General features: G+C 48.3%; 17 protein-coding genes. All 17 read left to right on the top strand.

All coding sequences use genetic code 11. The features are described from left to right. The first annotated feature begins 58 nt into the window (after positions 1 to 58). Positions 59 to 1,606 (top strand): TolC family protein, encoded by a 1,548-nt coding sequence (locus M3079_RS06270; RefSeq protein ID WP_249078040.1) that lies wholly within the window; start codon positions 59 to 61, stop codon positions 1,604 to 1,606. A gap of 143 nt (positions 1,607 to 1,749) precedes the next feature. After that, complete coding sequence (locus M3079_RS06275) at positions 1,750 to 6,042, top strand: translocation/assembly module TamB domain-containing protein (RefSeq protein WP_249078042.1); 4,293 nt, start codon at positions 1,750 to 1,752, stop codon at positions 6,040 to 6,042. Between the two features lie 45 nt (positions 6,043 to 6,087). After that, positions 6,088 to 6,723, top strand: coding sequence for a sigma-70 family RNA polymerase sigma factor (locus M3079_RS06280; RefSeq protein WP_249078045.1), 636 nt, complete (start codon positions 6,088 to 6,090; stop codon positions 6,721 to 6,723). A gap of 149 nt (positions 6,724 to 6,872) precedes the next feature. Continuing rightward, positions 6,873 to 7,352, top strand: coding sequence for a hypothetical protein (locus tag M3079_RS06285; protein ID WP_249078046.1), 480 nt, complete (start codon positions 6,873 to 6,875; stop codon positions 7,350 to 7,352). A gap of 15 nt (positions 7,353 to 7,367) precedes the next feature. Next, a complete protein-coding gene (locus tag M3079_RS06290) occupies positions 7,368 to 9,812 on the top strand; it encodes an outer membrane protein assembly factor (RefSeq protein WP_249078049.1) in 2,445 nt (814 codons plus the stop codon). Between the two features lie 10 nt (positions 9,813 to 9,822). Further along, the gene (locus M3079_RS06295) at positions 9,823 to 11,082 is read left to right on the top strand and encodes a hypothetical protein (RefSeq protein WP_249078051.1); all 1,260 of its coding nucleotides are present in this window, start codon (positions 9,823 to 9,825) and stop codon (positions 11,080 to 11,082) included. Positions 11,083 to 11,156: 74 nt separating this feature from the next. Further along, entirely contained in the window at positions 11,157 to 11,642 is a 486-nt protein-coding gene (locus M3079_RS06300; RefSeq protein ID WP_249078053.1) for an OmpH family outer membrane protein, read from the top strand. Between the two features lie 58 nt (positions 11,643 to 11,700). Next, positions 11,701 to 12,615, top strand: a complete 915-nt coding sequence (locus tag M3079_RS06305) for a hypothetical protein (protein WP_249078055.1) — start codon at positions 11,701 to 11,703, stop codon at positions 12,613 to 12,615. Between the two features lie 16 nt (positions 12,616 to 12,631). Beyond that, positions 12,632 to 13,042 carry an OmpH family outer membrane protein gene (locus M3079_RS06310; protein WP_021716782.1) on the top strand — a complete coding sequence of 137 codons (411 nt, stop codon included), beginning with the start codon at positions 12,632 to 12,634 and terminating at the stop codon, positions 13,040 to 13,042. A 71-nt stretch (positions 13,043 to 13,113) separates the two neighbouring features. Continuing rightward, positions 13,114 to 14,145 carry a UDP-3-O-(3-hydroxymyristoyl)glucosamine N-acyltransferase gene (lpxD, locus tag M3079_RS06315; protein WP_349293355.1) on the top strand — a complete coding sequence of 344 codons (1,032 nt, stop codon included), beginning with the start codon at positions 13,114 to 13,116 and terminating at the stop codon, positions 14,143 to 14,145. Positions 14,146 to 14,167: 22 nt separating this feature from the next. Next, positions 14,168 to 15,058 (top strand): lysophospholipid acyltransferase family protein, encoded by an 891-nt coding sequence (locus M3079_RS06320; RefSeq protein WP_021716784.1) that lies wholly within the window; start codon positions 14,168 to 14,170, stop codon positions 15,056 to 15,058. 21 nt (positions 15,059 to 15,079) lie between these two features. Then, positions 15,080 to 15,928 carry a UDP-3-O-acyl-N-acetylglucosamine deacetylase gene (gene lpxC, locus M3079_RS06325; RefSeq protein ID WP_249078060.1) on the top strand — a complete coding sequence of 283 codons (849 nt, stop codon included), beginning with the start codon at positions 15,080 to 15,082 and terminating at the stop codon, positions 15,926 to 15,928. Next, positions 15,925 to 16,365, top strand: coding sequence for a 3-hydroxyacyl-ACP dehydratase FabZ (fabZ, locus tag M3079_RS06330; RefSeq protein ID WP_021716786.1), 441 nt, complete (start codon positions 15,925 to 15,927; stop codon positions 16,363 to 16,365). The genes lpxC and fabZ overlap by 4 nt, the downstream gene beginning before the upstream one ends. A 189-nt stretch (positions 16,366 to 16,554) precedes the next feature. After that, entirely contained in the window at positions 16,555 to 17,361 is an 807-nt protein-coding gene (gene lpxA, locus M3079_RS06335; RefSeq protein WP_044897016.1) for an acyl-ACP--UDP-N-acetylglucosamine O-acyltransferase, read from the top strand. 12 nt (positions 17,362 to 17,373) lie between these two features. Further along, positions 17,374 to 18,183 carry a UDP-2,3-diacylglucosamine diphosphatase LpxI gene (gene lpxI, locus M3079_RS06340; protein WP_021716788.1) on the top strand — a complete coding sequence of 270 codons (810 nt, stop codon included), beginning with the start codon at positions 17,374 to 17,376 and terminating at the stop codon, positions 18,181 to 18,183. A gap of 115 nt (positions 18,184 to 18,298) precedes the next feature. After that, positions 18,299 to 19,435, top strand: a complete 1,137-nt coding sequence (lpxB, locus tag M3079_RS06345; RefSeq protein ID WP_249078062.1) for a lipid-A-disaccharide synthase — start codon at positions 18,299 to 18,301, stop codon at positions 19,433 to 19,435. Next, entirely contained in the window at positions 19,432 to 21,165 is a 1,734-nt protein-coding gene (msbA, locus tag M3079_RS06350) for a lipid A export permease/ATP-binding protein MsbA (RefSeq protein WP_249078064.1), read from the top strand. The genes lpxB and msbA overlap by 4 nt, the downstream gene beginning before the upstream one ends. Positions 21,166 to 21,172: the final 7 nt, after the last annotated feature.

Genomic DNA, 21,172 nt, shown 5'->3' on the forward strand with positions numbered 1-21,172 from the left:
GTTAAAAAATATAAAATTTAAGCACTGACTAATCAGTCAATGATTGGAGGTAAATGAAATGTTCAGTTATAAAAAAGCAAAAAACGTGCTGGCACTGACGGCTGCATTAAGCGTGCTGTGCTCCCAGTCCGTCTTTGCCGCTACTTTGGAACTGGATTTGGAAGAAACCATCCAGAGGGCGCTGCTTACCAATCCGAGTGTAAAAATTGCAGAATACAACAGAAAAGCTGCTAAAGCTGATTACAGTGCTGCTAAAGGGGCGCGCGGCATCAGCATCAGCCTGAGCCATGATTCCGGGCGCGGCGGTTATGCTGATTATGCTTGGCGCAATGTTGGAGGAGGAACAACCTGGACTAAAAGCATAGGCAACAGCCACAGCAACTCCATTACTGCCAGCCTGCCTATTTTTACGGGCGGAGAACTGCAGGGGCAGATTGGCCAGGCCAAGGCTAATTACCGCAGTATGCTTTCCGCTGAAGAACAGGCTTATAATGAAATGAAGGAAACCGCAACCACCGGTTATTTTAATATGCTTAACGCAACCAACATGAAAGCTCTGCGCCAGGAATCGGTTGACCGTTTGCAGGCACATCTGGATAATGTTATTGCCCAGTACAATGTAGGCATTGTAGCGCGTGCAGACGTACTGCGCAGTGAAGTTGAGCTTGCTAATGCACAGCAGAACTATATTACCGCTTCCAACCAATATGATGTTGCTGAAGCTACTTTAAATAACATTATCGGCACACCGCTTGGCACTACTCTTTTGTTGAAGGACAGGCTGCAGTATGAGCCTTACGAAAACGATATGGCTTACTGCCTGGCTTACAGCGAACAGCACCGCCCTGAACTGAAACAGGCTGAATACGCCATAGATTCGGCAGAAGCGGCACTGGTAGTTGCACGCAGCGGGCATATGCCTAAGGTATACGCTAATGCCAGCAACAACTGGGGCGGCAACGGCAGCGACTGGCCGGGGGACGACGATGAAAACTGGAGCGTTGGCGTAACTGCAAGCATGAACGTGTTTGATAGCGGCGTAACGTGGTCTAAGATTCATGCAGCGCAGGAAAACCTTGCCAAAGCAAAGGAATCCCAGCGCCAGATAAAAGATAACGTTGAACTTGAAGTACGCACAGATTACCTTAACCTGCGCGAGGCTGAAAAACGCATTACTACTACGCAGGTTGCCGTAGCAAGTGCGGAAGAAGATTACCACATTGCAGTTGTACGTTATCAGGCGGGCGTTGGTACCAATATCGATGTTATGGATGCGCAGGAAGCCTTGACGCAGGCAAAAACCAACTATTACCAGGCTCTCTATAACTACAACACTTCTAAAGCGGCACTCAATACTTCCATGGGCGTAGGTGTTCCCGTACCGGAACCGAGAACCTTCCCCGAACCGGTTGAAGATACTGCTGCACAAGCCGCTGATGCGCAGAGTGCAGGTACTGACGCAGCAGCTCAAACTGAAAGCGCTGCTAGTGACAGCGCACAAACACCGGCAAACACTGCTGACGCAGAACAGCCTGCTGCTGAAAATGCTGCAAGCACCGCTGCCGAAAACGGAAATACGGCAGCTGCTGAACAGACAGCAGAATAAAATTAAACTAATTTGTATTGAAAAGCATTACATCTTGTAAAATTTAAGGTGTAATGCTTTTTCTGTTTTGAAACAGCAGGAAGATTATTTTTAACGTAGAATACATAAACTGTCAAATTATAATTTTTTCTGCGGAGGCAGATATGAACAGATTTTGGAAAATATTCCTGCTGGTTTTGGCGGTGACGGCAGCGCTTTATGCGGCGGCAGTTAAATTTATTGCACCGCAGTATCTGGCGCAGGTACCGGAGCTTGTAAAAACCATGTCGCAAAATTATATAAACGGCACCGTTACGGTAGAGCGTTTTGACTGGAACGGCCGCCTGCAATTTACTGCTTACGGTTTACAGGTAAGCAGCACGGACGGAGAGCGCATTGCGCAGGTGCCGGAGGCGAGATTTTCCGTTTCGCCTTTGCAGGTTCTTGCTGCGCCTGCACGCGCGCTGTCGGATATAGAGCTGGTGCGTCCGCAGCTGTATTTAAAAATGAACGCCAAAGATGAGTGGAACCTGCGTAACTTTTTAAAGCCTTCCGATTCTTCGGAAACGCCTTTTTACGGCTACCTTGCTATTGAAGATGGTAACGTATCGGTAGAAACTCCGCATGGGAGCTGGAATTTTGGCGTTAACGCTTCTCTTGACGGCAGCGGCAACCCGAATTTCGCCGTTGACGGCACTGTGGCTTACGGCGGCGAAGAATTAAAAATTGCCGGTGTGGTAGACAGCAATGCCCATGGGCGGCTGGCTTTAAAAACAGAAAAATTTACGTTAACGGACTTTGGCGGTTTTGCTGCCGCTTACGCACCTGTGCAGAAACTTGCCGGTGAAGTTGACGGCTTGAACCTCATATGGGAAAACGACGGCGAAAATACAAGTTTAAGCGGCAAGGGCAGCATTCAGCTTGCGGCGGAAGCACTGCCTGGCGGCGAACAGCTGCCTGTTGAACTGGCCGGCAGCATTGAGGCTGACGGACGTGAGGTAAAGCTTGAAGATTTGGCGCTTACCGTTGACGGAAATACGGCGCAGATAAACTGCGATGTAGATTTTAACGACCTTGAAAGAATTCAGGGCAAGGGTGAAATTAAAGCGGCAAAACTTGCTTTGCAGGGCGAAGAATTTACCAATCTGAATTTGCCCTTTACCATTGTGGACAGCCGCATAATGCTTGATGAAGCCGGTGTGGATGTGGCTCAGGGCCATCTGCGCCTTGACGGCGAATACAATATTAAAGACGGCGAAGTTTTTGCCGTTTTAAACGCTTCCGGCATTACGGATTTTGCTTTGGAAGGGTTTAAAGATGATACTGTTGATTTGGACGGTTTGCTTGCCATTCACGGGCAGACCGGCGTAAAAGGAGAAACAAATCTGACTGTTGCCGGTAATATGGAACGCCTTGGCTGGCGTGATTTGCAGATGAGCGATGTCGATTTTGAAGCGCTGGTTGGCAGTGAAAGCTGCGAAATTGAAAAGTTTGCGGCTTTTGCGGGCGACGGCGGCGCGCTGAACCTGACAGGCAGCGTTATGTTTGACGGGTCTTTCAGCGGCAGCGGCAAAATGGTTAATTTCCCATTGGACAGCTTCTTTACGGCAGTTGGGCAAAACGGCAGCGGCACGGCAACCGCCGGATTTAAGTTTGGCGGCGATTTGAACGGCATTAATTTTTACGCCAATACGCAGGTTAAAAACGTGCATATTGCGGGGCTGGTATTCCCCGAAGCACACGGTAAAATTGACATGTCCGGCAGTGTGCTGCACTTAACTGATTACCGCGTTGCCATGGAACAGGGGTATAACCTTATTAACGGCATGGTGGATATCGGCGGTGCAGAACCTGTGGTAAGCGTAACCATAAGCACCAAAGGCATCCGCGCTGAGCCATTAGTAGCAGCTGCAGCGCTTGGTGTTAAACTTACGGGCAATATTGATAACGAAGTAAGCGTTATGGGCCCGATATCTTCGCCGGAAATTGAAGGCAGCCTGCTTTTGACTGACGGCAGTGCTGAAGGCTTTTTGATAGACAAAATCAGCGGACGCTATTATTATGCGCCCGACGGCAGCCTGCGCCTTACCGAAGGCTATATTAAGGCGCTTTCCACCGAGGCTTCGCTGAGCGGCACTATGGATGCGGCACAGAACCTTAATTTTACTCTTGATATAACCGATATGGATTTGGGCGCTTTGCCCATCAGCGACGAGACCGTAGCGCTTGACGGCTTTGTTAACGCCCAGGGCAGCCTTGCCGGCACGCTTACGCATCCGGAATTTAACGGCAGCATCAGCAGTGATGCGGTGTTTATTAACGGCGAAGAACTTAAAAACATTCTTGGTACGCTTACTGCGGACGGCAGGCATAATAACCGCGTGGAGGCGTCGTTTGAACAGTCGCCCGACGGCAGGTTTGCAGCCGAGCTTTCTCTGGATGCCGTTGAACGCACATTAACAGGCAATGTCGATTTTATTTACGGCAATTTGCGCTCTATTTTAAAAATGGCACGCGTGGAACTTGATATTGACGGGTTGGCAGACGGTCACCTGAAGATTAACCCGCGCGGCAGGGGCAGCGGCATTTTTGCCGACATGCGTGTTTACGAGATAAAAGTTAAAGATTTGAGCTATGATTCCATGCGCTTTAAAGGACGCCTGCAAAACGGAATTTTAAGTTTTGACGAACTGAAACTTACCGAAAGCGCTCCGGAAACAAACGGCAAAGCGGTCGTGGAAGAAACTCCTGGTTCCGTAAATGCCGGCGGCTGGGTAAACCTGCATACGCATGAACTTAATATCAGCGCTTCGGCGCAGCATGCAAACCCGGCTATAATTACGGCTTTGATGGATGCCCCGGTAAAATTAAACGGCAAAGTTGATATGTCGCTTGCTTTGAACGGCAGTTTGGAAAATCCGCAGGGCAATGCGGATATAGACCTTGTTGACGGAGATGTTGAAGGCATCGGCTTTGATGCCCTGACGGCGAAACTGAGCCTTGCCAACGATACGCTGCGCCTTGAAAACGCCCAGCTGAACAAAGATATTTATAAATTAAGCGCCAGCGGCGATATACCGCTTGATTTGCTGCGCAGCACAGAGCAGCGCCGCAATCCGGCAGCATCCATGAATATCAAGGTTAACCTTGATAATGCGCGCCTTGGGCTGCTGCACCTTTTAACCCCGATGGTTGAGTGGGGCGTTGGCGAAACCCTTGGGCAGATAACTCTGGCCGGTACGCTGGAAGAACCGCTTGTTTACGGCGAAGTAACTCTTCACGGCGGTTCAATGAAACTGAAGGATGCGTATACGGTATTTGACAATATTAATCTTGACGTTGACTTTACCGGCAACGACATTCAGCTGAATGAATTTTCGGTGCAGATGGGCAAAGGCACGGTAACAGCTTCCGGCAACTACGCCCTGCGCGCACAGGAAGATAAAACCTATATCATCAACGCCGTCTTTAAAGATGCGGAAATCGCTTCGGAAATTTTCTCGGGGCGTATTAACGGCACGGCGGGTATTATTCCGCAGCGCTATTTTATCCGCACCGATACGGAAGAAGGCATCCGCCGCGGCGGCATTGGCTACCGCCCGCATATTCAGGCAGATATCCGTCTGGACGACGTGCTTGTCAATATGCCTACGATACCGGAACTTTCAGAAGGCAGCAGCAACTACGGGCTGGATGTTAAGGTAACACTTGGACCGGATATTCACCTTTACAACAAATATTTGTACGATTTGTGGCTTTCCGGAGGATTGCATGTTACCGGCAGTACAGTGTATACTAATATAGACGGCAACGTTAAGGTGGATAAGGGAACCATAACCTATCTGCGCACGCCGTTTGAAATTCACAATGCTTCGGTGGCATGGCCGGTGCCCGGCGATGTGCTGCCGACAGTAAATCTCGATGCTACTACGCGCTTCAGGCGCTATGATATTTTCCTGCGCGTTACGGGGCCGCTTGAGCAGATGGAAATGATTCTGCGCAGTGACCCGGCGCTGACCAAAGACCAGATTATAAAAATGCTGACTTTGCAGCGCGAAGTAACCGGCACAAACCAGGGCGTAACGCAGGATGACTTCCAGAACCTGATGACGGTAGGCCTGGAAATGACGGTGCTGGGCGACGTGGAAGAAATCTTTAAGGAAACGCTTGGGCTCAATGAATTTATGATTTATTCCGGACGCCTGCGCACGGGGCACAGCCTTGGGCGTGAAGAAGGCGAGCTTACCGAGGATGAAAAAGACCAGTATAATATTCTGGTAAGCAAGTATCTGACGGATAATCTGCTTGTCGGCTATACGGTAAGTTCCGACAGCGAACATGAAAGCATTTTTGCCCAGTATGATATTTCGCGCCATATGAGCATTAACTATGAACGCAACAAAGATTACGATACCACCGAAGACTGGTATGGCGTTGAATATAAAGTTACTTTTTAAGTAAATTTTAAGAATGTTTAATTAATATTTAAGGAAGGTATGCCCATGCTGAAAGAATATCTGGCAGAGCTGCAGAAAACACCGCTGCTTTCCCGTGAGGAAGAAACGGAGCTTTGGCAGCTCTATGCCGGAGGTGACCAAGAGGCGTATAATAAATTGATGACGTCTTACCAGCCGCTGGTGTTTAAAACGGCGGCCGGGTTTAAGCTGCCCGAGCAGCAGACGATGGAGCTTGTGCAGGAGGGCATGCTTGGGCTTTTGGAGGCTGCGGAGCGCTATGATTATAAACGCGGCATTGCCTTCAGCGTATTTGCCGTGCACCGCATCCGTGGCAGAATGCTTGATTTTCTGCATGTGGAGGACGGCGCGAGAAGTTTTTCGCTGGACGATACCAATGCGGCAGGCATTGCCTGGGCTGATGTGCTGGCTGCTTCCGGCAGGACGCCGTTTGAAGAAGCCGAGCTGAATATGATTACAGACAGGGTGGCTCAGGCTTTGCAGCGTCTGCCCGCCAAGGAACAGCAGGTGCTGACGGGCATTTATCTGGAAGACCGCAGCGCTGCCGATATGGCAGACAGCATCCATGTAAGCCTCGGGCATATTTACCGTTTGCAGAAGCAGGGGGTAAAACGCATCCGCGGCATGCTGTCGCATTTTATGGCCGATTTAAAAAGAAGCTAATTGGAGAAAACAGGTATTTTTGTGCTTTTTTTAGGTTATTATTGATTTTAACGGCGGAATATGGGAAAATATAATAAATTTTGCCCTGATAAAATTTCCTGAAAAAACAGATTATATATTTATCAGTCTGTGCAGAAAGGAGTTTAGCGGTGGGAAAAGATATTTACGAAAATATAGATGATGTAAAATGCAGTCTGGACAATGCCCAGCGCAGCTTCCGCAAAAACAACGGCCTGCGCGGGGAACTTGATTTGATGCTGGCAGAGGCGTCCATCCGCTATCTGCGTGAAAAACGCGGCTTTGCCAGCGTATGGAACAGGCAGAAGCTGGCAGCGGCTTTGGCAGTGCTTTTGGTACTGGCAGGTTACGGCGGCTGGTGGTATGCAGGCATTACGCATGACGGAGAGGAAAAAACTCAGGTTATGCAGAGCGCTGCGGTGCAGCAGGCTGAACCGCAGATGCAGCAGACAGACAAGACAGATAAAACCCGGCAGGAGGATGCTGTTAAGGCAGCGGAACCTGCTGAGTCAAATATAAAAAACAATACAAATTATAAAAATTATTTAGCTGAAACAGATATGCAGCAGCTTGTCAGAACAGGCAGGCAGGTTCTGCAGGATGCTGATTAGTTAGGGAGGATTTGAATGAACAAGAGAAAATATGCACAGTTGTCCTTGAGTCTGGCAGCCATGCTGATGGCTGCGCCTGTGTGGGCTACAGAACAGAATCAGTCCGCAGCGGATGTAGTTGCCAATCAGACTATGACCATTGGCGGCAAGGAGCAGATTGTCAGCCAGAAAGCGCTGGAACAGGCAAGAAAAGCACAGGAAGAATCAGGCAAATCTTTCCCTAAAAAGGGTAAGGACGGCAAATATACTTATTATATGCATAACAATCCTTCGGAAGATATTTCTGACCCGAATTATAAAAGCGACGGTACTAAAAAATCCGGCGGCAGGATTGTAGAAATTGTTCCCGGCAAAGGCGTTGTACGTGAAGGCGGCAGCGGTATCGAAAAAGAAGATGCAGCAAAGGGCAGTGAAACTTCTGCGGCCGAGAATGCACAGAAGGGGGCAGCTTCCGAGCCTTATGAAAGCGGTGCCCAGGCAGTAACCGGTGAAACTGCTACAAGTAATGAAACTGACGGCCAGATTACCGCGGGAGAGAGCCAGCCCGCTGAAGTTAAGGAACCGATGGTGCGTGAAGCAGACGGCAGCCTGCGCCCAATGACAATGGAAGAACGCCAGAAATGGGAAGCCGAGCAGGAACAGCAGCGTACGGCACAGGAGGCAATGCAGCAAAACGCACAGACCAATGCCATGGCGCAGGAACCTGTTTTGAATATGCCTGTTGCCCAGCAGAGACGTGCCAGTGAACCGGCAGCGCCGTATATTGGACAGCTGGTAACGAAGATTTCTGTAAAAGGCAACAAAATTACCAAAGCTGAAGATATCGAAGCAGTTGTTACCACGAAGCCAGGGATGCAGTTAACTCAGGAAGGCCTTGCCAAAGATTTGCATGCAATTTACGGTTTGGGCTGGTATTATGATTTGCAGCCGGAATTTACCAAAGTTCCGGAAGGCGTTCAGCTTACCTACCATGTACTGGAAAACCCTGTTTATAAAAAGCTGGAAGTAGAAGGCAATACCAAAATTTCCACTTCCGAAATCGAAAAAATTCTCGATTTGCCGAAAGACCAGATAATTAATATTAAAGACGTTAATGTCAAAGTGCAGCGCCTTGAAGCAGAATACAACAAGCAGGGCTATATTCTGGCGCGCGTGGCTGATATCCGCATGCTGCCTGACGGCACTTTGCTTTTGCTGGTAAATGAAGGCATTGTTGAAGACTTTAAGGTTAAGGGCAACGTAAAAACCAAAGATTACGTTATTACCCGTGAAATGAAGCTGAAAAAAGGCGAGCCGTTTAACGCCAAGGATGCCCGCCGCAGCATGCAGCGCATTTATAACCTTGGTTATTTTGAAGACGTAAATATTAAACTTAACCCGGGCCAGGAACCTAACGCTGTGGAAATTGAAATTACCGTTGTGGAAATGAACACCGGTACTTTCGGTATCGGCGCAGGCTACAGCAATGCTGACGGCTTTATCGGCATGGTTTCCGTCGGCGACAGAAACTTCCGCGGCACCGGCGACAGCGTTAATGTACGCTGGGAGTTCGGCGGCGTAGATAACAAGAACTACGAATTTACCTATGTAAAACCGTGGATTGACGATAAGGAAACCAAGGCAAGCATTGTATTGTATGATGTTACCAACGAATATGCAGACTATGATATCGACGCCAACGAAATTGCGCGTTATGATAAAAAGCGCCGCGGCCAGGAACTTACTTTCAGCCGCAGAACTGATAATGAATTCATCAGCAACTATGTAACACTGAAAAACCGCGATGATATTTATAAAGGAACGGCAGACGGTTACGAACATGACCGTGACCAGTATTATGAACCTTGGTTTGAAGACAGGACTCATCACTGGAAAGATTATTACCCTGAAGACTATAAAAAACGCCGTGAAGAAAACTTCGGCCTGACACGCAGTATTACCGTTGGACGTGTATTCGATTCGCGTGATAACATTTATGACCCGCACGAAGGCAAACGTATCGGCTACAGCGTAGAATGGGCCGGCCTTGGCGGCGATTTTGACTTCACTAAATTTACCGGCGACTGGCGTTATTACTACCGTGCCGGCGGTGAAAATGTCTGGGCACTGAACCTTGGTGCAGGCTGGGCTGACGGCGATATGCCTTTGAGCCAGCGCTTCTCGATGGGCGGCAATGACGGCCTGCGCGGTTACGAAGACGACCAGTTCCGCGGCAACAGTATGTTGAAGGCTACGCTGGAATACCGCTTCCCGATTATCAAAAAAGTACAGGGCGTACTCTTTACCGATAACGGTTATGCCTGGGATAAACGTTTTGAAGACGATTTTGACCTTGGCCTTATTAAAAACAGTGTTGGTGTCGGCATGCGCATTAACTCCCCGCTGGGCCCTGTTAAGCTTGACTATGGCTGGGGCGATGACGGCGGCAGGTTCCACTTTAGCTTTGGCGGCCAGTTCTGATTAACAAGTTATGTGGTTAATAAAGCTTTTGGTGTGCTACCTGTGTATGGCTGCACTGCCTGCCTTTGCTGAGCCGGTAGAGCATGTTGATGTGCAGATTACCGATAATGGGGCGACAAGCCGGGTACTGCTTGACAGAATGGGTAAAAGCATGCAGGTTGTGGCCGAGCAGCTTTTTGTTGATAAGGACAGTGTTAATATTAATGCCGCGCGCGGCGATTATGAACGCCTGCTGGCGGAAGTAGGCGACAGAGTGCTGACAGGCTATCAGATGCAGAGCGTTTCCGTTAATGCCGGTGCCGTAACAAACATTAATATTCAGGTTGCGCCGTGGAGCGCGGCCGTGGATGATGTTTTTGTGGATCTGCAGTTTTCCGGCGTTGAGCCTGGAACAGCAGAGTGGCTGCAGCAGCGCCTGCCGCAGCTTAAAAGCAGAATTGAAAGCATATTAATGGGTTCTTCCGTTGATGCTTCGGACTGGGCGGGCGGCATTCTGCGCCGTATGGTGCGCAGCGAAGTGGAAAAAGAACTGCCGGAATTTAAGGCTGCCGTTGATGTGGTGCGTGAAGACAGCCGTACCGTTGTGCAGGTGGTAATTTATCCTGTCGGACAGCTGGTGCAGGACATAAATTATTCCATGGAATCGCAGTCAATACCCAATTTGCTGCTGCTTGATTTAAAGCAGCGTTATGCCCAGAAGGCCGAAGCGCTGCGCGGACTGCCTGTTGATTTTGTGAAAAAGCACCAGATGGAACTGGAAAATTTGCTGTTAACGGATTTGAAGAATGAAAAATCCGTGCAGAGGCATAATCTGGAGCCTTCGGTAAAACTTGTGCCTGCCAGTACGCTGGGCGTGGAAATCGGTATGGGCTCGGACAAATACAAAATCTGGTTTGAAGGCTACGGCGATATCGGCCGTAATGACGACAATATTTCCGGGCGTGCGCATATCGGCAAGTTCATTTCCGAGCAGGATGAAATTTTTGGCGAAGCAGGCGTTACGCTTGACGAAGTGGACTGGGATTTTTCCGCAGGCTATGCGCGCCACTGGGGCAAGGCAACGCTGAGTTACATGCGGCGAGGGCCGGACGGGCAGAATGTTTACCGCGGCGAGTACGATTTTACCAATAAGTGGCGGCTGCGCACGGAATATTTTTCCGGTACGGATACTATGGAAATAGCTGTCCGTTACAGAATTCACGAATTTTTGAGCGCCGAATACGTTTATTCCAACGACAAACCCTATTTCCGCATTGTGGGAAATTTATAGGCATTAGTTGAAAGATAAACGCAGGGCTGATATAATTAAAAATATAATTAAATTTGAAAGCAGGGATATTTATTATGATGCAGCAATTACGCAATCCTAAAAACGTAAAAATGATTTCCTTATTTGTTGCCGCAATCTTTGTTCTCAGCTGCTTTGCAGTAACATTGCAGCAGGGCGCTTTTACAAGCATTGCTTCTGCGGCGGCTTCCGAATCCGCAATCGGTGTGGTTAACTACCAGATGCTTCTGGCACAGTCCCCGGATATTGCCGGTGTGCAGGATGCCATGAAACAGGAAGTTGCTGCCCAGCAGAAAAATTTTGATGAAAAAAGCAAGGATATGAACGATACCGAAAAGCAGCGTTATTACCAGCAGCTGCAGGAAGTAATCGCCAACAAGGAAAAAGAGCTGATGGAACCTGTGTTCCAGAAAATTGAAGCAGCCATTAAAAAAGTTGCCGATAAAAAAGGCCTGGCGGTTGTAGTTGAAAAAAATACCGTAGTTTATGGCGGTCTCGATATTACTGACGAAGTGGCAAAAACCTTGCAAAGCGGAAAATAATTTTACGGGACCCGGCAGGGTCCTGTTTGCTGTGGGGCTATGAAAGGAAGATAGTATTATGCGCCAGCTGCAAATTTTATTACTGATATTCATAGCCGTTGTTTGCCTTAGTGCCTGCGGAAATATTCCCGGTTCCGGCGAAAAGATAGCCTATATTAACTGGGAAGAAGCTGTTAAGGCGCATCCGCGCCACGAAGCGCTGAAGCAGGGGCAGGCCGAATATGACAAGCTGCTTGCTTACCGTGACCAGCAGGCCGATATTGCCCATAAGCAAATAAGCGGGCTGGCTTTATTGCAGAAGATAAAACAGAACAGCAAAAGCAGTTATTATGAAGCAGATTACCGTACTTCGCTTTATGCAAAGCAGGCCGAAGAACAGCATGCTTTTAAAGCCGTTCTGCAAAAAGCTGCTGACGAGGCGGATGAAATTCTTGCGTCTGAGCGTGAAAGTATTGAAAACGATTATCAGCTGAGGCTGTTTAACCTGCGGCTGCGCCTTGATACCGTGCGGATGAAGCCGGAGGACCGCAAGCAGGTGGAAGCGGAGCTGAAAAGCGTACGTACCGAAATGCTGGATAAGCTGGAAGAAGTAAACCGTAGGCGCAATGAAATTATTGCCGGAAAAACCGCGCCGGCGCGTGAAGCCATGCAGCAGCGCATAGCGGAATATGCTTCCGGGCTGCGCAGTGAGCTGCACGGAAAGCTGCAGGACGACATTGCCAAAGACGATAAGGATTTGCAGCAGGGGCCGGAGGCTTTCAGCAAGGTGCTGGCTGTAATTGACGGCAGGCTTGATAAGATTAAAGAAGGCAATGATAAAATTGCCTCGGAAATAAGCCATGATATTGAAAGCAGGGTAACGCGCCTTGCCAAGGAACGCGGTTATACCATTGTTTTTAATAAAGTTAAAGTAAATGTAAAAGCAGACGATATTACCGCTGAGGTAATAAAAGAACTGAAGAAATCAAAATAACAGGAGCGGATAAAAGATGAAAAAACAAATTATTGCCGGTTTACTGGCTGCAACAGCTTTGTTGTCTTTTGGCTGCAGCGGCCGTAATGCGGAATTCGGCGTTGTTGACATGCACGCCGTTGAAAGCAAGGCTGCGGTTGTAAAAACCGTGCAGGAAGAAGTAACTACCAAAGGCAAAGCACTGCAGGATGAAATGAACACTGCCCTGGAAGGCAAAACCGGGGACGAACGCAAAAAAGTGCTGGAGGATTATACTTCCAGAATGAATGTTATCCGTTCTGAAGCGCAGAATAAATTAAAAGCCAGCCTTGATACCGCATTAAACGAAGTTGCCAAAGAAAAGGGACTTGGCGCAGTACTGATTAAAGACGCAGTGCCGCAGGGCGGCGTTGATGTTACGGAAGACGTAATTGCCAAAATGAAATAAAAAATCTGTAACCTGGCGGGCGGCACGGCCGTCCGCTTTTTAAATAAGCTGGTTATACAGGAGGCTGTATGATGGAAAAAACTGTCCGTGAATTAGCAGAATTTTTGCATGGCAAACTGGAAAACGACGCACCTGAATTAAAGGTTACCGGTGTTAACGGCCTTGTTGAAGCAGGTGCCAACGATATTTCCTTTGCCGTTCCGCCGCATGTGGAACATTGCCATTTAAGCAAGGCAGGTGTTATGGTGCTCGGGTTTGATGACCCTGTGCTTCCCGATAACCGCCCGGTAATCAGGGTGGAAAATCCGCGTGCCGCTTTTGCCGCTCTTTTGGAATTGTTCCGCCACAGGGCTGAAGTAGAACGTGTTGTAAGCGACAAAGCATATATTGCCCCCGGCGCGAAAATAGGCAAAGATGTTGCGATTATGCCGTTTGCCTACATTGATGAGGGTGCTGAAATCGGTGATGGCACCGTTATTTACCCGCATGTATATGTCGGCAGAAACGTAAAGGTCGGCGCAGGTTGCCTGTTCTATCCAAGCTCCACTATCCGCGAGGGCTGCGTGCTTGGCAATAAGGTTGTTTTGCAGTCCGGCGCTGTAATTGGCGGCGACGGCTTCGGCTATATTACCGATAAAAAGACCGGCAAACACAGCTTTGTTCTGCAGGCAGGCAATGTTGTGCTGGAGGACGAGGTTGAAATCGGCAGCAATTCCTGTATTGACAGGGCTACCGCAGGCAGCACGGTTGTAGGCGCCGGTACCAAAATTGATAACCTTGTACATCTTGGCCATAACGACGTATTGGGCAAAAACTGCCTCGTTGTTGCGCATGTCGGCATCAGCGGCAGCGTAACCGCCGGCGATAACTGCGTTTTTGCAGGTCAGGTAGGCACCGTAGGCCATATCACTATCGGCAACAACTGCCAGTTTGCAGGCAGAACGGGCATTACCCACAACATTCCCGATAATTCCGTTTGTGCCGGTTTCCCGGCGCAGCCGTACAAAGAATGGCTGAAACAGGAAGCAAGCCTGCGCAAGGTTGGCGATTTGCTGAAAAAAGTAAAAGAGCTTGAAAAGGCTTTGGCAGAGTTAAAGAAATAAGATTTTGCAGGACGTGTTGTAAGTGATTGCTTATTATATAGTTAAATTTTTCAGCTGGCTGATGTGCGTATCGCCTAAATTTGTACGCAATGGCGTGGCGCATTTTCTGGGCAGCGTTGCGGTTATGGCAACGCCTGAATGGAGGCTTAAAATGGCCGCTGCCAACGTGCATGAATGTCTTGGCGTTGACGAAGCACGTGCCAGGCAGATTGCCGAGGACAGCCTGCACCGCTTCGGCAGGATGATTGTTGAGGTTATGCGGTTTCCGTTATTGAAGCCGGATAATATCGACAAGCTCGTAACCGTTGACGGGCTGGAATATCTTGAAAAAGCCTATAAAGAAGGCAAGGGCGTAATCATGGCCACCGGGCATTTCGGCAACTGGGAGCTTTTGGGCGCGACGGTGGCACTGCACGGTTATCCGATGCTTTCCATCACTCGCAAGCAGAACAACAGCCAGATGGACCGTTTTATAAACGAATACCGAGAAATGGTTGGGCAGAAGGTGGCCTATAACCGCGGCAAAAGCGGGCTTTTGGCCATCAGCCGCATGCTGAAGGAAAAACATTTGCTCGGAGTGCTGTTTGATCAGGACACCAATGATGACGGCGTGGAAATAGAGCTTTTCGGCAAAAAATGCATTACTCCGTACGGCCCGGCGGCTTTGTCGCGTTTATACGGTTCGCCGATACTGCCGATTTTTATGCACAATAATCCGGATGGAACTTTGCGCGCCAAGATTTATCCGCCGCTTTACACGCCGCGCACCAAAGATAAGGAAAAAGATTTTTACGATGTTACCAAAGAACTGATTACGGTGCTGGAACACGAAATAATAGAAAACCCGCCGATGTGGTTCTGGGTGCATGACCGTTGGAAAGACGGACGGCAGCGTTTTGCCGGTAAAAAATAAACATCAGACAGGAGGAAAAGTATGCCGAATCAGGAATATCAGCAGACTTTGGCCCAAAAAGTATCTTATACGGGCGTTGGGCTGCACTCCGGCAAGGAAGTGCTGATGACGCTCTGCCCGGCAGAAGTAAACACAGGCATCGTTTTTGTGAGGACGGATTTGCCGGAACGCCCGGAAATACCGGCAATGGCAGAAAACGTAACTTCTACTTTAAAGGCCACAACTTTAAGCGCCAACGGCGCGGAAGTTTTTACGGTTGAACATTTAATGGCGGCACTGGCTGCCATGCAGATTGACAACTGCCGCATTGAAATGAATTCGCCGGAGCCGCCGGTAACAGACGGCAGCGCCGCAGTGTTCTGCGATTTGATTTTGCAGGCAGGGCGCGTTAAGCAGGATGCTGTGCGCAGGGTTTACGCCGTGCCTAAGTCTTTTGCCGTTTACGAAGGCGATAAATATATTACCATACAGCCATATGACGGATACCGCATTTCCTTTGTTTCCATTAATCCGCATCCGAAGCTGGGAACTCAGTATTTTGATATCGAGCTGACAGAGGAAAGCTTCTTGAAGGAAATTGCCCGTGCCCGTACAGTCGGCTTTATGCATGAAATCAAGCAGCTGCAGGCAATGGGGCTTGGCCTCGGCGGCAGCATTGAAAACGTAGTTATTTTTGATGAAGACAAGGTTTTGACGCCGATGCGTTTTGAGGACGAATTAATCCGCCATAAAATACTTGACGTTGTCGGTGATTTGTATTTGCTCGGCGCGCTGAAGGGGCATGTCATAGCCGTTAAGTCAGGGCATGCGTTTAATTCGGGGTTGGCAAAACAAATCAGGGCCTATCAGTTAAAGGAGGAAGAAAAATGACCGTATTAGAAGCAAGCGAAATTCAGAAAATTATTCCCCACCGTTACCCCATGCTTTTGGTTGACCGCATTATTGAACTGGAACCAATGAAACGTGCAGTGGGAATTAAGAATATTACCATGAATGAAATGCAGTTTCTTGGCCACTTCCCCGGCGATCCGATTATGCCCGGCGTTTTGATGATTGAAGCCATGGCCCAGGTTGGCGGCGTAGCACTGCTTTATCCTGAAGAAAACCGCGGCAAAATTGCCGTGTTCGGCAAAATTGACAATGTGCGCTTCCGCAAACAGATTATTCCCGGCGACCAGGTAATTACCGAAGCGATTATTACCAAAATCCGCGGCAACATGGGCGTTTGCGAATGTAAGGGCAGGGTTGACGGCAAGGTTGCCTGCGAATGTGAATGTACCTTTGCGATTATGGACGCTAAAAAATAATTTAATAAAATACGTTGTATTTGCTGAAAAATTAAAGAAAAACGGCGTATTTTGCAGTTAACCGCTTATAAAAGCTGATTTTGGAAAGTGAAAAAAAGATTTGATTTGCGAATATATAATAGTAAGTTGCAAATCGTTTATAAGAATTTGCAGATTAAAATGAGCGGTTAATTTTGAGGAGTGAATATGATGAATTCGGTAATAATGCCTGTACATAAAATCCATCCGACGGCGATTGTGCATCCGAACGCGGTAATAGGCAAAAACGTGGAAATCGGCGCTTATGCCATTGTCGGCGATGACGTTGTAATTGGCGACGGCTGCAAACTTTATCCGCATGCCGTTATCCATGAACATACTACGGTAGGCAAAAACTGTACCTTCTTCCCCGGCTGTTCCATCGGCGCAGTGCCGCAGGACCTGAAATTTGCCGGTGAACACAGCTCCACCATTATCGGTGACGGCTGCATTTTCCGTGAATGCACCACGGTAAACCGTGCAACCGGCGAAGGCAACAAAACAATTATCGGCAATAATCTTTTAATGATGGCTTATACCCACGTTGCACATAACTGTATTGTAGGCAACAATGTTATTATGTCTAATGTTGCAACTCTGGCAGGGCATGTAACGGTTGAAGACCGTGCCGTTATCGGCGGTCTTGCTGCCGTGCATCAGTTCTGCAAAATCGGCCGCAGTGCTATGATTGGCGGGCAGGCACATGTAAATCAGGACGTGCCGCCGTTTATGATTGTATCCGGCCAGCCGGCTTATGTATTCGGTCTGAACAGCGTTGGCCTGGCACGTGCCGGTATTCCGCAGGCTGAGCGCAGCCAGCTGAAAAAGGCCTTCCGCATTCTTTACCGCAGCGGGCTTTCTTTGCAGGAAGCAATCGCAACCATGGAACAGGAGCTTGACAGCTGCGAACCGGTTGAACATTTAATGCGTTTCCTGCGTACGGCAGAGCGCGGTATTTTGAGAACCCCGAAAAATTAAGGTGGTGGCTTGATGGAAACTGAAACCCTGGGGCTGCTTTCCGGTATCGGGCATTTGCCTGTTGATGTTGCAAAATCTGCCAAAGAACGCGGCTGCCGTATAGTTGCTATCGGCGTTGTACCGGATATTGACCCGGAACTGCCGGAGGTTGCCGATGTTTACTACGATATTCATATCGGAAAAATTGGCAAGATTATTTCTACTTTAAAAAAGAATAATGTTAAAATCGTAACCATGATTGGCAAGGTTACAAAGGAAATTTTGTATAAAAAAGGCGCTATCATTCCGGATATGCGTGCTTTAAAAATACTTTCTTCCGTGCCCGACCGTAAGGACGATACCATAATGAACGCTATCGTGAAAGAACTGGAAAGCGAAGAAATTTTTGTTATGGACCAGACTTACCTGATTAAGCCGCTGATGCCCGGACCGGGAGTGCTGACCAAACGCCAGCCTACGCCGGAAGAACTGGCCGATATGGATTTTGGCTACAAAATGGCAAAAGAAATTGGCAGGCTTGATATTGGGCAGACGGTTGTTGTAAAAAACATGGCTGTTATGGCTGTGGAAGCAATAGAAGGCACTGATGCCTGCATTTTGCGCGGCGGCAAACTCGGCAAGGACGCCGTTGTTGCCAAAACAGCCAAACCTGCGCAGGACGACCGCTTTGACGTGCCGGGCGTAGGCACCAAAACAATTCAGTCCATGATTGAATCGGGCTGCAAGGCTTTGGTTATTGAGGCAGGGCATACGCTTTTAACCGAGCGCGAAAAGGTAGTTGCCCTTGCTGATGAACATGGCATTACGATTGTTGCAAAATAATTGAAAAATTATTGAGAAAAACGCAAGGCTGGACTTAAAGTCCGGCCTTTTTGTGTTATAATATATAATGAATTGGTATGCAATAAAGTAAAACAGATAGAAGAAAGGAACCGTTATGGCCAAGATACTTATTTCTGCCGGTGAGGCTTCCGGCGATGTGCACGCTGCTGCCGTAACAAAGGCACTGAAAAAAATAGACCCTTCCTGCGAAGTGTTCGGCATGGGCGGCGACTGCCTGCGTGAAGCCGGCGGCGAGGTTTTGTTTGATATAAAAGAACATGGCGTAATGGGTTTTATAGAAGTTGTGAAAAAACTGCCGGCACTTTTCAAGCTGCGCAGTGATTTTGGCAGGGTAATGGATGAACGCAGGCCGGACTGCCTGGTTACGGTTGATTACCCTGGGTTTAACATGAAGCTTGCAAAGCTTGCAAAAGACAAGGGTATTCCCGTTGTTTCGTATATACCGCCTTCTGCGTGGGCCTGGAACAAAGGGCGCGCGCCAAAAGTGGCAAAGCTGGTTACCAAAATAGCTTCTATTTTTCCGTTTGAGTACGATGTTTATAAAGAAGCAGGGGCCGATGTGGAATTTGTCGGCCATCCGCTGATAGATATAGTAAAGCCGGAACTTGACAGAAAGCAGGCTCTGGATTTTGCTGGCAAACAAAGCGGCCGCAGGCTTATTTTGCTTCTGCCGGGCAGCCGTTTAATGGAAATACAGAAAATGCTGCCGACGCTTCTTGACGCGGCAAAGTTAATTTCTGAAAAAGAGCCCGATATTGATTTTGCCATGCCGAGAGCTTCTACAATACCTAAAGAAATGCTGGAGGGCATGATTGAAAAAAGCGGCCTGAAAGTAAAAATTGTGGAAGGGCATATTTACGATGTAATGAGTGTTGCAGACTTGGCGCTCGCCACCAGCGGAACGGTAACTCTTGAGGCTGCGCTGTGCGGGCTGGGCTGCGTTATTGTGTATAAAACTTCTCCCATATCGGCATTTATTGCCCGCAGGGTTATTAACATACCTGATATCGGACTGCCGAACATTGTGGCAGGCAGGCATATTTTGCCGGAGTTATTACAGGAGGACTTTACGCCTGAAAAAACGGCGCAGGAAGCACTGCATCTTTTGGAACCTGAACGCAATGCGCAGATGAAACAGGATTTAGAGTACGTAAGAGAAAGATTGGGCGCCCCCGGTGCGGTAAACCGAGTTGCGGAACTTGTGCTCCGCGTAGCCAAGGAGAAAAAATGAATTTATATTTAAGGCTTTTAAAATACATACGCCCGTACATGCACCGCCTGATGATGGCTATTTTGTGCACTGTAATGGCATCGGCTTGCAATTTGTACCTGCCGTGGATTATTAAAGATGTGGTAGATAAGGTTCTGGTGCAGAAAGATACTTTTATGCTGTACGTAATAGCTATCAGTATAGTAGTAATCTTCATTATCCGCGGATTGTTCTTTTATGGGCAAAGCTATTTGATGAGTTGGGTAGGACAGAAGGTTGTTATTGATATACGTGGTGAAATTTTCCGCAAATTACAGCGTTTGAGCCTGGCTTTTTATGATAAAAATAAAACCGGAACTATTATGAGTTATGTTACCAACGACGTTGCCGCTTTGCAGACGGCAATGGTAGAAAAAGCTGTAGAGCTTGTAACGGAAGGGCTGGTGCTTATCGGCAGTATCGTAGCTATGCTGTGGCTGGACTGGAAACTGACGCTGTTTACCTTCTGTACATTCCCGGTTGTTTTGTGGTTTATGGATTATTTTGGCAAGAAAATCCGTAAAAACGGCGGTGAAATTCAGGAGTGCACGGCAGAACTGACTTCCGTTTTGCAGGAAACCGTATCTTCGGCGCGGGTTATTAAATCTTTTGTGCGCGAAGACTACGAAATTGACAGATTTGATAACCAAAATAAAGAAAACTTTTATGCCAATATGAAAAATATCAAGCTGAACGCTTTGCTTACACCGACAGTTGAATTTGTTGCTGCCGTTGGAGTAACCATTGTTATGTGGTACGGCGGGCGCAGCGTTATTGACGGCGATATTACGGCAGGTGCATTGGTAGCGTTTTTGGTTTATGCAGTTAATATTGCCAACCCTATCAAGCGCCTTACAAAAGTAGCGGCAAGTATTCAAAAAGCACTTGCTGCCGGCGACCGTGTTTTTGGCATACTTGATTTGCCGGAAGCTATTAAGGAAATACCCAATGCCAAAGTTCTGCCGCCTGTTAATGGCAAGGTTGAGTTTGATAATGTAAAATTCTCCTACAATCCGCAGGAAGAAGTGCTGGACGGTTTGTCCTTTACCGTTAACCCCGGTGAGGTAATTGCGATAGTCGGTCCTTCCGGCGCAGGCAAATCTACCATTGCCAGCCTGCTGCCCCGTTTTTATGATGTTACCGGCGGCGATATCCGCATAGACGGATACAGCATTAAAGATGTAACGCTTGATTCCCTGCGCGGGCAGGTTGGCATAGTGCCGCAGGAAACCATGCTTTTTAACGGCAGCGTTTATGATAACATTTTGTACGGGCGGCTTGATGCAACGCCCGACGAGGTAAAAGCCGCTGCCAAAGCGGCTAATGCCGATGAATTTATCAGCCAGCTGCCGCAGGGTTATGCAACCATGCTCGGCGACCGCGGCGTGAATATTTCCGGCGGCCAGCGCCAGCGCATTTCTATTGCCCGGGCAATACTTAAAAATCCGCGCATTTTAATTCTGGATGAAGCGACATCCGCACTTGATACGGAAAGCGAACGCGTTGTACAGGATGCCCTTGACCGTTTGATGATAGGGCGTACCTCCTTTGTAATTGCACACCGCCTTTCGACTATTAAAAATGCCGATAAGATTCTGGTGCTTGAACATGGCGCGCTTGTGGAAGCAGGCACGCATGATGAACTGATTGCCAAAAACGGGCTGTATGCCCATCTTTATCAAATCCAGTACCGCAGCAAGGAAACGAAATGAGGGTAGC

Source organism: Phascolarctobacterium sp. ET69, assembly GCF_023336935.1.
In the GTDB taxonomy this organism is placed as follows: domain Bacteria; phylum Bacillota; class Negativicutes; order Acidaminococcales; family Acidaminococcaceae; genus Fusicatenibacter_A; species Fusicatenibacter_A intestinipullorum.